This window comes from Streptomyces cynarae (assembly GCF_025642135.1).
In the GTDB taxonomy this organism is placed as follows: Bacteria; Actinomycetota; Actinomycetes; order Streptomycetales; family Streptomycetaceae; genus Streptomyces; species Streptomyces cynarae.
Map to the genome: position 1 here is coordinate 8,418,877 of NZ_CP106793.1, position 14,671 is coordinate 8,433,547.

Here is a 14,671-nt window from a genome sequence, read left to right on the forward strand (position 1 = left end):
AAGGGGGGCTGCCGGGTGGGCCCTGCGACGCGCGGTCCCTTCACCCGTCCCTTCACCCGTCCGTCCGCGGTCCCGGGCGGTGACGGAAGCCGTCGGCATGGACGATCCGCCCCTGTCGGTTGCCCCGGTGGGTGACGGGGGCGCGTTGCAGGGCGATGAGGGCGGCGTCGTCGTCGAGGCGTCCGCCGGCATGGGCGAGGAGGTCGCGCCGGACGTGGTGCAGCAGCGTCTCGGGGCTGGTCTGCGTCCACTGGGCGACGCGTTCCGCCAGCGGATAGAAGAGGTTGTGCGCATCCCGCGCCTCGATCACGCCGTCGGTGTACAGCAGGAGGGTGTCACCGGGTTCGAAGGAGAACACGTCCAGCGTGTAGTCCGCCGGCCGCCCGCCGATGCCCATCGGGGGAGCGGGGTGCACGCTCGGCACCGTGACGACATGCCCGGGACTGAGCAGCAGCGGCGGGGGGTGCCCGCAGCTGGTCATCCACGTCATCGGGTCCGTGTCGGAGATCTCCATCAGCAGGGCGGTGGCGAACCGTTCCCCGAACTCCTCGGGGGGTTCGAAGTCGGCGAGGTACCGGGTCACGCTGTGTTCCAGGGAGGCGGCCAGCTCCAGCAGGGAGGCCTGCCGGTGGGCGGCCTCCCGGAACGCGCCGAGCAACAGCGCGGCCTCGCCGATCGCCGACAGGCCCTTGCCGCGTACATCGCCGATCAGGAGGCGTACCGCGGCGTCGGTGCGCGTCGCCGCGTACAGGTCGCCGCCGATCTGCGCCTCGTCCTCGGCGGCCAGGTACAGGCAGGCGACCCTCAGGGAGCCGATCTGCTCCGGCAGCGGCCACAGCAGCACGTGCTGCGCCGCCTCGGCCACGGATCTGACCTGGGCCAGCTGCGCGCGTCGCCGGTCGCGGATCGCGCCGTAGATCACGGTCAGCGTGGACAGCACCGCGAGGGTGAGCAGCTGCACGATGTGGTTGGTGGTGGTCAGCCCGCCGTGCAGAACGGCGATGAGGAACTGTGCAGCCACCGCCAGCGCCCCGACGAGGCCCGTCAGCCGGGGGCCGGCGAACGACAGGGTGAGCGCCGGGGCGATCACCAGTGCCGGTCCCAGGTGGACGTTTGTGGGTGAGTGGATGTCCGCCACCGTGATGACCACGATGAGCGCGATCGGGAGCAACAGCAGCGCATGGCTCGAGTGCCACTGCTGCCGCAGGCCGGCGAGGTCCAGGCGGGGACCCATGACTTCCACCCTGCCTCGCCCCCGGTGGGCCGGCCACCGCATGCCGCTCACCGCGCCCCGCGTACCGATCTCATCCCGCAGCTGTAAACGGACGGACCTTGGGTACCCGCCGCAATGTGCCGAGATCCATGCGGCGGGCCGACACCCCGCCGCGGTCGATCAGTGAGAAGGAGGCGCAGATGAGCACGGTCAAGGAAACGGTCGAAGTCGAGGTTCCGGTTCGCGCTGCCTACAACCAGTGGACGCAGTTCGAGGAGTTCCCGAACTTCATGGAGGGAGTCGAGGAGGTCACGCAGCTCGACGACCGCCACAACCACTGGACCACCAAGATCGGCGGAGTGCGGCGGGAGTTCGACACCGAGATCGTCGACCAGCTTCCCGACGAGCGGATCACCTGGCGTACCACCAGCGGCGACACCCGGCAGAAGGGTTCGGTCCGATTCCAGCGCGTGGACGACACCCACACACGCGTGGAGCTCGTGATGGATGTCGAACCCGGTGGAGCCGCGGAGAAGACCGCGGACATGCTGGGAGTGATCGACCGGCGCGTCAAGGGAGACATGCGCCGCTTCAAGGAGTTCATCGAGCAGCGTGGCGGCGAGTCCGGCGCCTGGCGCGGTCGCATCCAGCCCGGTGACGCCGGTGGCCCGTCCATCTGACACCGTCCACCCCCAAAGCGCCTCGGTCGCCTCCCCGGCGGCCGGGGCGCTTTGCGCGCCGGTCAGCCGAGCGTCGCCTCCGGCTCGCCGCGGGTCGCGTCCCGGCTCCGCTGCGCCGGGGGCGTGGTCGGCCGTCGCGGCCGGCCCCGGCCGCGCGAGCGCCGGTCGCCGCGGTCGCGTACCGGCCAGAAGAGGACGTAGGCGGTGGAGACGGCCACGAAGCCCAGACGGATCAGACCTCGGGCCGAGTCGTCGGGCACGACGAACACACTGCCGTACAGGGTGAGCAGCGCGATCCAGCTCCACCAGGGGACGAGGCGCCGCTGGCCGATCACGTCCCACAGCAGCGTGCCCAGCAGGACGGACGCGGTGTAGTACGTGTAGACGCTGGGGTCCAGCACGATCCGCGCGTTGGCGCCGAGCAGGACCACCGCGGCCCAGCGGCCGCGCCAGACGGCGACACAGCCGAGCGTCAGACCCACCACGGCCTGCGCGGGACGGTCCCAGGGCGGTGTCTGGGGATCGCCGACGCCGAGCCAGCGCAGCGCGGACGCCGGCTGGTTGGGGATGGTGAAGTGCGCCGCCGCCATCGTGTGCGGGGAGCCGATGAAGAACGGCAGCCAGACGACCGCGACCAGGCCCGCGCACCACAGACCGGCCCGCAGCCACTGATGTCTGGGCAGCGCGAGCAGCAGCGGCAGGAAGGCCAGTGCCGTCGGTTTGGAGTCCATGGCCAGGGCCATGAAGACGCCGGTCCCCGCCGCGTTGCCGAGGGTGACAGAGCGTACGGCCAGAGCGGTGAAGAAAAGCGCCAGGACGTCGTCGAGGTGCCCGAAGCGGACCGACACCTCGATCCACATGGGGATGAAGGCCAGGCCCGCTATCAGCACGCGCTGCCGCAGCCGCTGGTGGTTGGTCCCCGTGCCCAGGAAGTACGAGGCGGCGCTGCGTCCGGCGAGGACCAGGATCACCAGGCCGAGCGCGGACATCAGGGCGGCGGCCAGGAACTGTCCCACGTCGTCGGGGAACGGGTTGAACACACCCGCCACCAGGAAGCTGAGCGGGCCCATCTGGAGCTCGGGGTGGTGCGCGTACAGGTTCAGACCGCCGTCGCGGCCCGCGCCCTGAAACAGCAGCTTCCCGCCCTGCTGCAGATAGTGCCAGGAGAATCCGCCGTGCCGCTCCACCACGGCGAACCAGAGGATTGTCCAGGCGGCGAGCAGCACCAGGTGCGCCCGCTGACTGATGACCGGCACGGCCCTTCCTTTCGGCTCCTGTCCCCTGCGACCGACCGGGAACGCCACGGTCCCCGAAGGAAGATGATCGAAGCGGTCCGGGGGTTCGCTCCCTTCCGACATCCGCTTGCGAACTTACGAAACGACGGGCGGGCAACGGGGCTCTTCCGGCGGGCCGAGCCGTTCTTCAGTCCACGCGGCGCCGGTCCTCCTCGTCCCACGCGCGGGTGTCCCGTGGCTCGGTGTACGGCTCCTGGTCGGGGGGAAGACCGCCGGCGATGGCCCGCTGCCGTGCGGTCTCGGCGTCGAACTCCAGGCCCAGCAGGATCGCCAGATTGCCCATCCACAGCCACACCAGGAAGACGATGACGCCCGCCATGGTGCCGTAGGTCTTGTTGTACGAGGAGAAGGCGGCGACGTAGACCGCGAACCCACCGGACGCGCCCATCCAGAGCACCAGCGCCAGCACGCTGCCCGGTGTGATCCACCGGAAGCCGTGGACCTTGGCGTTCGGCGTGGCCCAGTAAAGGATCGCCAGCATGATCGTCACCAGGGCGACGAGGACGGGCCACTTGGCGATCGACCACACCATGAGCGCCGTGTGCCCGATCCCCAGTGCCGTGCCCGCCTGGTGCGCCAGTCCGCCGGTGAACACCACGATCAGCGCGCTCGCCAGGGCCAGCACCATGAGCACGGCGGTGACCGCCAGCCGCAGGGGCAGGACCTTCCACAGGGGCCGGCCCTCGGGGATGTCGTAGACGGCGTTCGCGGTGCGGATGAACGCGCCGATGTAACCCGACGCCGACCACAGCGCCAGCGCCAGGCCCACGAACGCCATCACGGACCCGGCGCCGCTGTGTCCCTGCAACTGCGCCACGGCCCGGGTGACGATGTCCCGGGCCGCGCCCGGGGCGAACTGTTTGAGGCTGGCCAGCACCTTGTCGGTCGCCGACCGCCCGGCGATGTCCAGCAGGGACACCAGCACCAGCAGGGCCGGGAAGAGGGACAGCACCCCGTAGTAGGTCAGGGCCGCGGCCCGGTCGGTCAGTTCGTCGTTCCCGAACTCGCGCAGCGTGCCCCTGAGCACCGCCCGCCACGAGCGCCGGGGCAACTCGGTCGGCGCCTGGGGGGCCCTGCGCTCCACCTCCGGGTCCGGTCCGGGCGGCGCGTCGGTGGAATCCGGGGCGGGCCCGGTACGGCGGTCCGCCGCCCCCCGTCCGTGGCCATGGCGCGCTCGATGATCCTTGTCTTCCCGTTTCAGCAGCCGAGTCATGGGTCGGCGGGTAACCCGAGCGCGCCGGACCACTCCGCCGGCACGGCCGACGGCGACTGTCGGACGCCCCTAGGGACGCACACCCTCGAAGCCGACGGCCAGATGGCGCGGCCCGCGCAGCACCGCGTTCTGCCGGTAGGGCGGCGGGTCCTCGAGGAGACGGGGATCATCGAGCCTGCGGGCCAGTTCGGACAGCGCGATCTGCGCTTCCAGCCGCGCCAGCGGAGCACCGAAACACGAGTGGATGCCGCTGCCGAAGCCGAGGTGCTGGATGTCGCCCCGGTACGGATCGAACCGGTCGGGGTCCTCGAACCGCTCCGGGTCGCGGTTGCCCGCGGCCAGGACGAGCCAGATCCTCGAACCCTTCGGAATGGTGACCCCGCGCACCTCGATGTCCGCGATAGAGGTCCGCTGCGGCACGAGCTGCACGGGAGGCTCGTAACGCAGCAGCTCCTCCACCACGTTGACGGCCAGGCCGGGGTCGTCGCGCAGTTTGCGCAGGAACTCGGGGTACCGCAGCAGGGTCAGCATGCCGTTGGTGATCAGGTTGACCGTCGTCTCGTGGCCCGCGATCAGCAGCAGCACCGACGTGCTGAGCACCTCCATCGTCGTCATCGGGCCGTCCGGGCCGTGGCTCGTCACCAGCTCGGACAGCATGTCGTTCCCGGGTTCCCTCCTCCGCTGCTCGACCAGCTCCGCCAGATACAGGCCCAGTTGCACCCGTGCCTCCCGCGTGGACTGCAGGCGTTCGGCCTCGTTCTCACCCGTCTGCGTCTGCGGATCCAGACTGGCCACGATCGGTTCGACCCAGGCGCGAAAGCGCGGTTCGTCCTCGCGAGGCACCCCGAGCAGCCTGCAGATGACGGTCACCGGGAAGGGGTACGCGAACTGGTCCACCACATCGATCTGCCGCGCGTCCCCGAAGCCGTCGATCAACCCGCTGACGATATCGGCGAGTTCACCGCGCATCGCGTCGATCCGGCGGGGGCAGTGCGGCGGCCCGAAGGACCGGTTGGCGATCCGCCGCAGCCGGTCGTGCTCCGGAGGGTCGAGGCGGATGAAGCTCGGCGGCAGTCCCGTCTCCTCCGCCCCGACCCCTTCGTCGGCTCCCGCCGCGGCGAGGTTGCCGGCGTCCGAGCTGATCCGCGGGTCATGCAGCAGGCCCAGGATGTCCCAGTACGAACCGACGAGGTAGGGACCGCCGTCCTCCTCGTGCAGCACCGGAGTCCTCCGGAGCTCCTCGTACAGCGGATAGGGGTTCGCGCGGTTGGCGTAATCGGTGATCCGGTGCAGGAGCGAGGCGTGCGTCATGAGTGGTCCTAGGGCGTGAAGTCCGTCAGGGCGGGGGAGGCGCGGGGACCGGGGCGGTCAGTGGCGGGCCGGGGTGAACACCAGACGGCGGTCGCTCGGCGAGTAACCGCTGAGCGTCACGGTCGGGCCGTGCGTCGGCAGGGACGGGTCGGGGAAGTCGGCGGGCACCGGCTGGCGGCCCTCGGGACGGCGGTCGACCGTCGGGAACTCCAGCGGGAACGGCGTGGCCGTCTCGATGAGCCGCTCGTAGAACTGGAGCCACCGCGTGTTGTCGAAGCTCACCGCGGCGATGACCCGGCCCTGGTAGCCGTACACCCCGACGAACCGGCGCTCGGCCAGCGACCCCTGAGCGATCATGATCTGCTCGCCCATGGACGGGACACCGACCGACTTGATGTTCACACCGAACTGCGACGACCAGAAGGCCGGCACCCACAGGTGCGGACGCCGGTCCGCACCGCTGCTGATCATGTTGTGGGCGGCCACCTCGGCCTGTGCGACGGCGTTGCCCCAGTGCTCCAGCGACAGGAACTGATAGCCGAACAGCGGATGCGGAGAGCGGGCCACGTCGCCGGCGACGTAGACGTCGTCGGTCACGATGCCCCTGAAGTCGAAGGCCCGGCAGCCCGCGTCGCAGGCGATGCCCCGGGGTCCCGCACCGAGCCCGGAGCTCTCCAGCCACTCGGTGTTGCGGGTCGCGCCGAGGCAGACGACCACGACGTCCGTCTCGACGACGCTGCCGTCGGACAGATGGGCGGCCCGCACCCGGCCCATCGAGTCGCCCTCCAGCGCGGTCACCATGACGCCGGTCCGCAGGTCCACACCGTTCTCCCGCTGCAGCTCCGCGGCCACCGCGCCGATCACCCCGCCGAGGGCACCCACCAGCGGTGCGCCCCCGCGCTCGGCGAGGGTCACCGCGACGCCCTGCGCCCGGCAGGCGGAGGCGATCTCCGAACCGGTGAATCCGGCGCCGATGACGAACACCCGGCGCGGGGAGGCCTGAAGCCTCCGCAGCAGGGCGGCTGCGTCGTCACGCGTGCGCAGCACGAAGACACCGTCCAGCTGGGCCTCCGACTCCTTCGGCCAGGGCCGGGCACGCACACCGGTGGCGATCAGCAGCCGGTCGTACTCCACCTCGTCCCCGTCTGCCAGCCGTACCCGTTTGGCCGTCATGTCGAGGCCGGTCGCCGCGACACCCAGGCGCCACTTGGCGTCGATCTCGAGGCGCCGGGGCAGGTCGGTGCGGTGCGGTGACGCCTTGCCGAGGAGCACCGCCTTCGACAGCGGCGGCCGGTCGTACGGCTCGTACGGCTCGTCACCGATCATGGTGAGCGAACCGGCGAAACCCTCGGCGCGCAGCGTCTCGGCGGCCCGCAGCCCGGCCAGGGAGGCGCCCACGATGACGATCCGGCCCTCGCGCCTGAGCCATTGAAGGAAGTCCTCAGCGGGCATGGGACGTCTCCTGCCCGGCCTCGGCGGGCTCCTCGTCCACGTCGTCCAGCCCGTCGGCCAGGATGGCCTGCACCGGGCAGGCCGCCACGGCGCGTGCCAGCCTCTCCCGCTGCCCCTCCTCGGCCTGGGGGTTGTAGACCAGCGACTCCTCGCCGTGCAGGGCGAAGACATCGGGTGCGAGGAACGCGCACTGCGCATATCCCTGGCACCTGTTGAGATCGACGACAAGCCTCATGAGCCCTCCGCCCCTTCGGCGGCCAGGTCCGCGGGGCGCCGCTGCTGCGCGGCGGAACCGTCGGACGGCGGTCAGCTCCCCCACGCCAGCATCGCCGGACCGGACACTGCCGCGCCCGCTGAGGCGCGCCGAAGGAGTGAGCCGTCGGCGCCCCGCTACGACGCCGCGGCGGTGCCTGGCCGGGGGCTCGGGCCCGCAGCGAAGACGAAGGCGCCGACGAGGAGCGACCACCCCGGGAACACCAGCTCCGACCAGGGCACACCGGCCGAGACGAACAGCAGTGTCAGGAAGGTGAGGAAACCCAGCAGACTGAGCCACCGCGGCAGGAGTCTCAAGCGATGGCAGATGACCGACGTGGAGCAGGTGAAGACCGCCGCCATCCGCGTCGCGTACTCGGTCAGCAGCGTGTACGCGAAGTGGCGGCCGAAGTTCCAGGCGGGCAGGCCCGGAGTGCCGCCGGGCGCGTCCGTGGTGGCCAGCACACCCGCGGCGGCCGCGGCCACCCCGAACAGCGTCGCCACGAAGACCAGCCCGCTGCCGAGGAACACGGTGGCGAGGAACTGGTCCTCGGCCTCACCCATACGGGCCCGCAGCGCCCCCATGAACCACAGGAAGCAGATACCGGCCAACGGCACCAGCGCCAGCGCCGCCTTCACCGCGCTGCGCCGCGTGGGGTCCGTGAGCCCCTGCAGGGTGACCGACTCCGCGCCCTGGGGGATCGACAGCCGGATCAGCACCATGGCCGCCGCGAGCAGCAGCGCGAACACGACTCCGGCCAGCCCGGCGGCCCGCGGGGTCTGCAACGCCTGCTGCCCTGCCCGGGTCTCGGTCATACGCGGCTCACTCCTTCCGGTGCCCCTGGCACCAGCAAGCCGCCGTGCGGGAAGGCTCGCCACCAGGACGCGCCCGAACGGCAGATCGTCCTGGGCGAGGCTCACCCCCTTTCCCGCACGTCGACGGCGTCGAGCACGGCGTCGGCCACCTCGCCGACCGGCCGGCCGTCACCCACGTCGAGGCGGGTCAGCCCGAGCCTGTCGACGGCGTCGAGGACGATGCTCTGAAAGCGTTCGGAACGGGCCACGAACTTGTCCATCACAAGCCGCTCCGACGGCGTGGCCGCGTCGTACTGCCCGGCCGCGTACACCCGCGCCCGTACGACGGACACGTCCGCGGTGAGCCATACCGCGCCCGTGCCCGAACCCGGCAACCGCGCGACGTGATCGGGCAGGAGCGCCGACCCCTCGAGGACCAGGCCGGACCCGGTGCCGTCCTCATCGGCATGGGCCGCGATCAACTCCTCGACGCGGGGCCGGAGTCGCTGGTAGTGACCGAGCACCGACCTGGTCAACTCCTCGACCGTCAGGGCCGCGTAGTGTTCGGTGACATGCGCCGGCACCTCCCGCTCCGGAGTCCGCCACGGCCTCCCCGGGTGCCGCGCCAGCCCGTCCGTCGATCGGTACGCGAACCCGAGTCTGTCCGCCAACTCCCGGGCGACAGTGGACTTCCCGACATTCGACGTCCCGCCGATCAGCATCACACGCATCGCACCCATACCGGCGACCCTAGCGATCGCCGGAAGGCGGCACGAGCCTTACTTGGCGGCCTTACCGGCCTCCTCCGGCCCGTCCTCGGCCTCGATCGCCGTGGTCGGTTCGGCGGCGTCCGGTGCCGTGTAGAAGACAGCGGTTCCCTGCTTGGCGCGCTGGGCGTGCTTCTTGGCCACGAGCCCTTCTAGCGTGGACCGCACGACGGTGGTCTTGATGCCACGCTCGGGGTGGGCCTTGCCGAGCGCGTCGGCGACCTCCGCGGCGGAACGCGGCTCACTCTGCTCGCTGAGGTGGGCGCGCACGAGTTCGACCAGCGTGGGCTGGGCCGCCTCCGTCTTGGTGGTCGCCGTCTTGGTGGTCTCGGCCTTCCCGGCTTCCGTCTTCTTGCCCGCGGCCTTCTTGCCGGCGGTCTTCCGGTCCGTCGCACGCGTCTGCCCTGCGGCGGCCTTCTTCTTCGCCTGCGGTTGCCTGCCCGTGCCGGATCCGGCAGGGGACTTCTTCCGCGGAGCGGGCACCGTGGCGCTGTCGGGCGCGGCGACGGGCTCCACGGGTGCCGTCGGAACACCGAGTGCGTTCTGCATGGTCACCAGCACCGCGTGGTCGTGCTGCAGCGTCGCCAACTGCTCTTGCAGAGCGGTGATTTCGGCACTGATGCGTTCCTGCTCCTTCACATTGCGCTCGAGATCGCCGGCCACTTGGGCGGCGTACTGCGATGTCAGTCCGGAAGTCGCGGTCGTGGTCTCGGACATGGCGTGACTCACCTTTCTCGCCTACGGCGATGTTGCTGCACGGTGTCCCCCCGGTGCACAGATGGTACGGGCGAGGGGAGGTGCTTGTTCCTCGGTCCGTAGTCGGTCGTACGTCTCGGCGCTGCGTTGACGCCTCATCAGCGCATGAGCGGGGCTCCAGCCTTGTTGCCCGGAAGGCCGCGAGAGCGGCCGTTACTCCGACAGGGTAGTTCGTCATATGGTCGGTATGTCGGATGCGGTCAGCTACGCGGCGATATGTAACTTCAGTCTCGCATCGGTTCACAGCCGACGTGTCTGAGACAGGAGAAGTGACATGGCAACGCGTTCCACTGCAGTAACCGCCGCGATCGCAGCCGGTGCGGCCCTGGTGGCCACTGGCATCACCTACGCTTCGGCCGCGTCCGAGCCCGCCCACTCGGCCTCGGTCGTCCAGCAGGCCGCCGCGCCGGCCGCCGCCCTCGAGGGCAACGGCAACAACAACAACGGCAACAACAACAACGACAACAACAACAACGCCAAGGGCAACGAGGGCGAGCACCACTACCGTCACCACCACCGCCACCTGCGCCTGCGCCACATCGGCCGGATCCACATCAACGAGCGGGACTTCCCGGCCATCCCGGACGGCTGCGTGCCCATCCTCAGTGGCCTCGGCTCCAACAGCATCAACATCGTCAACGACAGCAGGCACACCGTCGAGGTGTTCAGAGGGGTCACCTGCGACAACGGTGCTCCCATCGCCGTCGTCGGCCCGTGGAGCCAGAGCGACGGCGTGCATCCGCACCCCGTCCACGGTGGCGTGAAGGTCAAGCACGGCGTGGTGGGCAGCTTCCGCGTGATCTGCGACCGCCGCGGCGGTCGTGGCTTCGGCGAGGGCTTCGGCGACGATGACGACTTCGGTGGCGGCGAGGGCTTCCGCGGCGACCGCTGCAGCGCCTTCGAACACGACGGCTACGGCCGCGACCGCGACCGTGACCGTGACCACGACCACGACCACGACCACGACAACGACCACGACCACGACGACTGACGGGAGGGCGTAACCGAGCCACCCGTCTGACGCCAACAACGAGAACCCCGGCCCGCCGGAATCGGGCCGGGGTTCCGGTCTGTCCGGGCCTCGGTGACACGGTGACACGCTGAGTCAGCGATGAGGCGGTGGAGGCGGCGGCAACTCCGTCGACGGGGCCTCTTCCGGCCACACCAGCAGAACAGGACAGGGCGCGTGGTCGACCACGAAGCGAGTGGCGGGGCCGAGGCTGTGCGGGCCGAGCCGGGAACGGTCGCCGTCCCGTGCGCAGATCAGCAGACCCGCACCGGTGGCCTCCTCGACGACCTTCCGCTCGGTACGGCCATGGGTGAGGACCTGGCGGGCCGGGCGCCCCAGACGCCGCGCCGCGGCATCGAGCAGGCGCCGCGCGGCCGACTCCGACAGCCCCTCGATGCGGTGCCCGGGATCCCGCTCGGGACGACCACGGCCGAGGAGCCCGGCGAACGCGCCGTGCGCCGTCTCGGCGACCGTGTCGTCGCGCACGTACAGCAGCACGATCTCCTCGCCGGGGGCGGCGCGGCCGAGCGCGGCGTCCACGCAGGCGGGCCAGGTCCCTTCGGTGATCCAGACGACGGCGCTCATGGGCGGCTCCGGTGTGGCGTGGTGGGTCGGGTGCCGATCGTGTGCAGAATCCCCACAACGCCGAGGGGTGGCAAGAAGCCCGGCCGGAAAGGCCACCGCCCCGAACCGCCCACCGCGACACGGGGTCCGCAACCCGGTATTACCGGGACGGGGGGCTAGATTTCAGACCCGTACAATTGTGCGCTCTGGGGGCGTTGGGGGGGAAGTCCTTGCGTCAAGGGGTGGAAAGGCCTCACAACCGTGCCGAGGACCACGGCACACGGGGCAGCGGACCACACGGCGGTAGGGCGCCGTCCGCCACAGGCGACGGCGCCACGGACGGAGCGGCCGTCGCAGTGCGCCGGTTCGCGTTGTTCATCGTGCGCACGGTGCGGGGCGAGTGGCACGGTATCGTCGTCGATCCGGTACGGCAACTGCTGCGGCGCGGGCTGTCCGGGCTCCTGCTGGCCTTCGTCGCGGCCTTCGGTGTCATCTTCTTCCACGCGGTCGCGCAGCATCCGACCGGCGCGGTGGCGGTACGGCTCCTGGGCGGCGTCTACGCCGATCTGCCGCTGTGGCTGGCCCTGTTACGCACCCCCGTGTCGCTGTACGTCCCCGCCCTGGACCTGCCGGTCTGGGCCGGCATCACCCAGCTGTTCCTCGCCTTCGCCCTGGCCGAACTGGCGTTGGGCCGCGCCCGCACACTGGCCGTCGCGTACGCGACCACCCTTGCCGGCACCCTCACCGTACGGGTGATGATCGCGCTGGGGCCGGGCTGGTGGGGGCTGGGGCTGCCGCCCGAGATCGGGCGGGTACTCGACACGGGACCGTCCGCCGCGGTCGTGGGCCTGTTCACCTACCTCTCCGTCGTCCGGCGCGCCCCCATCGTGTTCACCCTCACCGGCGGGTCGATGGTGTGGGAGTCCATCGCCATACCGAACCTGGCCGGCCGGGAGCACCTGATCGCGGTGGCCGCGGCGATCGTCCTGGGACTGCTCCACGGACACGGCCGCAGCCTGCGGCGACGGGTGTGGTCGGTACTGCGGATCGGGAGCGGGCCCGCCAAGGCGCCGGTGCAGGCCGACGGCGAACGTACCCCCACTGCACCGCCCACTTCGTATGACGAGCCGTCAGCTGTGAAGCTGCCCCAGCAGCGCACGTTCACCGGTTCGTCGAAGTCGATGGACACACCGACCGGAACACCTTGATGTCCGTCAACCGGCCGTGACGCGCCCCGGCATCACCGCGGGCCGCTCCTGCGGAGGATCTGGTCCACACCGACCGCCACGACGACGAGGGTTCCGGTCGCCACATCCTGGTAGAGGCTGTCGATACCCGCCTGGGTGAGTCCGGAACGCAGCACATTGACGATGAGCGCCCCGATGAGCGTGCCGATGACGCTTCCGCGGCCGCCGAAGAGGCTGGTGCCGCCGAGGACGACTGCGGTGATGCTCTCCAGGTTCGCCGTCTGGTACGAGTTGGGGTCGGCGTTCGGGATACGGCCGAGGGACTGCCAGGCGGCGACGCCGTAGAGCAACCCGGCCGTGACGTACACCGAGAGGACCGTGCGCCGTACGTCGATGCCGGTCAGGCGGGCGGACTCCGGTGCGTTGCCGACGGCGTAGATGTGCCGGCCCCACGCGGTCTGGGTGAGGACGTACCAGAAGAACCCGTACAGGCCCACGAGCAGAAAGGTCCCCCAGGTGAGGAACATGCCGCCGACGCCGAGACCGTTGCCCCAGAAGAGGAGCAGGCCGGAGGTGACCGGATAGCTGCGGGACTGCGAGTACAGTCTGGCGACGGCGTAGACGACGGTCAGCGCCCCCAGCGTCACGATGAAGGGCGGCAGGCGCAGCCGGGACACGAGCAGCCCGTTCACCAGTCCGACGAGGGTGGCCGCGACCAGGCCGAGCACCAGTGCCGTCACGGGGTTGCCGCCGTCCAAGACCAGTTTGGCCATGACGATCGTGCCGAGCACCGCGATGGCGCCGTTCGCGAGGTCGATGCCCGCGGTGAGGATGATCAGTGACTGGCCCAGCGCCAGTGTGCCGACCACGATGGACTGCTGCAGCACCAGCGACAGGTTCTGCGGTGTCAGGAACGTCTCCGTGGTGACCGCGAACGCCACCACAGCGACGACCAGAGCCGCCAGCGGGCCGATGGCCGGCGTGCGAAAGGCGTACCGGAGCATGTCACGCGGCCGGGGGCGCGCATCACCGCCGGCGGCGGGGGTGGTGACGGGTGACCTCATGTGCTGTTCCGATCCCTTCGACCCGCTCGGTGAGTCGGTGACTCGGTGACTGGAGTACGTCATCCCCAGCAGTGCTGGAGCCCCCAGGCCGTGCTCTGCGACGGCAGACCGCGCACCGGCCTGTCCGTGATGAGCACCGTGCCCGTGTCCGTGAAACCGGACGGCCTCACCCCGCTCTTGGCGAAGGCGACCACCGCGTCCACTCCGTCGGTCGCCATCCCGACCGGGAACTGCATGACGGTCGCCGCGAGAGTGCCCGCCTTGACGTCACGGACCCCGTCACATGAGCCGTCGATGGAGCCGATGGTCACCTGACGGGTCAGCCCCCGGTCCGTGATGGCCTCGTACGCCCCGCCCGCCACCGGCTCGTTGATGGTGTAGATGGTGTTGACGTCGCTCGCGCGCAGAAGCAGGTTCTCCGTCGCGGCCTGGGCCGTGTTCCGGTCGCCATTGGCGTTCGCCTGGCCGATGATCGCCGGTGAGCCGTCCTTGAGCCCGAAGCCGTCGAGGAACCCGTCGTGGCGGTCCTGGCTGACCTCCGAGCCCGGCGTGCCGTCCAGCACGAACACCTTGGGAGCCCGGCCGGCGAGCAGCGCCTTGAGATACGCCCCCTGCAGGCGGCCGGCCTTGAAGTTGTCCGTCGCGTACGTGGCGTCGACCGCGTTCTCCGGCTGTGTCGCGGTGTCCAGCGCGATCACCAGGATGCCCTGCCGACGTGCCTCCCTGATCGCGCCCAGGATCCCCGTCGTGTTCGACGGCGTGATGAGAATGCCGTTCACACCGCGCGCGATGAGGCTCTCCACCGCGTTCACCTGACCCTCGTTGTCCCCGTCGAACTTGCCGGCGAGAGCGATCAACCGGGCGTCGTTCCTGTGCGCCGCGGCCGTGGCGGCATGGCGCAGCGCCACGAAGAACGGATTGGCCTCGGTCTTGGTCACCAGGCCGATGGTGATCTGGTGCGCCCCCTGGCCACCGCTGCCGTCCGCCCCGCCGCAGGCGACGGCACCGCTCACCAGCGCCCCCGCCACAAGGAGCGTCACCCCTCGTCGGCGGCGCCGCCGGGTGCGTTCGTGGCCCGCACGGTCGTGTGTCATGGGTCAGCCCTCCTCCGGC

General features: G+C 70.7%; 15 protein-coding genes. 3 read left to right on the top strand and 12 right to left on the bottom strand.

The genetic code is table 11. The annotated features are described in order from the left end of the window. Positions 1–52: 52 nt before the first annotated feature. Positions 53–1,234, bottom strand: coding sequence for a PP2C family protein-serine/threonine phosphatase (locus tag N8I84_RS37975; protein ID WP_263234056.1), 1,182 nt, complete (start codon positions 1,232–1,234; stop codon positions 53–55). 179 nt (positions 1,235–1,413) lie between these two features. Here N8I84_RS37975 and N8I84_RS37980 point away from each other — a divergent pair, with 179 nt between their 5' ends. Beyond that, on the top strand, positions 1,414–1,893 hold the full coding sequence (locus N8I84_RS37980) for an SRPBCC family protein (RefSeq protein ID WP_263234057.1): 480 nt from the start codon (positions 1,414–1,416) through the stop codon (positions 1,891–1,893). A 62-nt stretch (positions 1,894–1,955) separates the two neighbouring features. On the opposite strand, the gene N8I84_RS37985 is transcribed toward N8I84_RS37980, so the two are convergent. The 8 genes from N8I84_RS37985 to N8I84_RS38020 all read right to left on the bottom strand — a co-directional run bounded on the left by N8I84_RS37985 (position 1,956) and on the right by N8I84_RS38020 (position 9,695). Next, entirely contained in the window at positions 1,956–3,149 is a 1,194-nt protein-coding gene (locus tag N8I84_RS37985) for a hypothetical protein (protein ID WP_263234058.1), read from the bottom strand. Positions 3,150–3,315: 166 nt separating this feature from the next. Beyond that, positions 3,316–4,401: a YihY/virulence factor BrkB family protein gene (locus N8I84_RS37990; RefSeq protein ID WP_263234060.1), complete on the bottom strand. Its 1,086-nt coding sequence runs from the start codon at positions 4,399–4,401 to the stop codon at positions 3,316–3,318. A 69-nt stretch (positions 4,402–4,470) separates the two neighbouring features. Then, a complete protein-coding gene (locus N8I84_RS37995; protein WP_263234061.1) occupies positions 4,471–5,712 on the bottom strand; it encodes a cytochrome P450 in 1,242 nt (413 codons plus the stop codon). Positions 5,713–5,769: 57 nt separating this feature from the next. Further along, complete coding sequence (locus N8I84_RS38000; RefSeq protein WP_263234062.1) at positions 5,770–7,164, bottom strand: NAD(P)/FAD-dependent oxidoreductase; 1,395 nt, start codon at positions 7,162–7,164, stop codon at positions 5,770–5,772. Then, complete coding sequence (locus N8I84_RS38005) at positions 7,154–7,399, bottom strand: ferredoxin (RefSeq protein ID WP_263234063.1); 246 nt, start codon at positions 7,397–7,399, stop codon at positions 7,154–7,156. Before N8I84_RS38005 ends, N8I84_RS38000 begins: the two co-directional genes overlap by 11 nt. Positions 7,400–7,554: 155 nt before the next feature. Next, positions 7,555–8,232 (bottom strand): hypothetical protein, encoded by a 678-nt coding sequence (locus N8I84_RS38010; RefSeq protein ID WP_263234065.1) that lies wholly within the window; start codon positions 8,230–8,232, stop codon positions 7,555–7,557. Between the two features lie 101 nt (positions 8,233–8,333). Beyond that, positions 8,334–8,951 (bottom strand): nucleoside/nucleotide kinase family protein, encoded by a 618-nt coding sequence (locus tag N8I84_RS38015; protein ID WP_263234066.1) that lies wholly within the window; start codon positions 8,949–8,951, stop codon positions 8,334–8,336. A 39-nt stretch (positions 8,952–8,990) separates the two neighbouring features. After that, a complete protein-coding gene (locus N8I84_RS38020; RefSeq protein ID WP_263234067.1) occupies positions 8,991–9,695 on the bottom strand; it encodes a hypothetical protein in 705 nt (234 codons plus the stop codon). A gap of 313 nt (positions 9,696–10,008) precedes the next feature. Here N8I84_RS38020 and N8I84_RS38025 point away from each other — a divergent pair, with 313 nt between their 5' ends. Further along, positions 10,009–10,725, top strand: a complete 717-nt coding sequence (locus N8I84_RS38025; RefSeq protein ID WP_263234068.1) for a hypothetical protein — start codon at positions 10,009–10,011, stop codon at positions 10,723–10,725. A 114-nt stretch (positions 10,726–10,839) separates the two neighbouring features. Here N8I84_RS38025 and N8I84_RS38030 read toward each other — a convergent pair whose 3' ends face one another. After that, entirely contained in the window at positions 10,840–11,328 is a 489-nt protein-coding gene (locus tag N8I84_RS38030) for a universal stress protein (protein WP_263234069.1), read from the bottom strand. Between the two features lie 335 nt (positions 11,329–11,663). Here N8I84_RS38030 and N8I84_RS38035 point away from each other — a divergent pair, with 335 nt between their 5' ends. Further along, positions 11,664–12,515: a hypothetical protein gene (locus N8I84_RS38035; RefSeq protein WP_263234070.1), complete on the top strand. Its 852-nt coding sequence runs from the start codon at positions 11,664–11,666 to the stop codon at positions 12,513–12,515. A 32-nt stretch (positions 12,516–12,547) separates the two neighbouring features. Here the strand turns inward: N8I84_RS38035 and N8I84_RS38040 are convergent, their stop codons facing one another. Both N8I84_RS38040 and N8I84_RS38045 read right to left on the bottom strand, forming a co-directional pair. Continuing rightward, positions 12,548–13,558 (bottom strand): ABC transporter permease, encoded by a 1,011-nt coding sequence (locus tag N8I84_RS38040; protein WP_263234071.1) that lies wholly within the window; start codon positions 13,556–13,558, stop codon positions 12,548–12,550. A 59-nt stretch (positions 13,559–13,617) separates the two neighbouring features. Continuing rightward, positions 13,618–14,652: a substrate-binding domain-containing protein gene (locus N8I84_RS38045; RefSeq protein WP_263234072.1), complete on the bottom strand. Its 1,035-nt coding sequence runs from the start codon at positions 14,650–14,652 to the stop codon at positions 13,618–13,620. Positions 14,653–14,671: the final 19 nt, after the last annotated feature.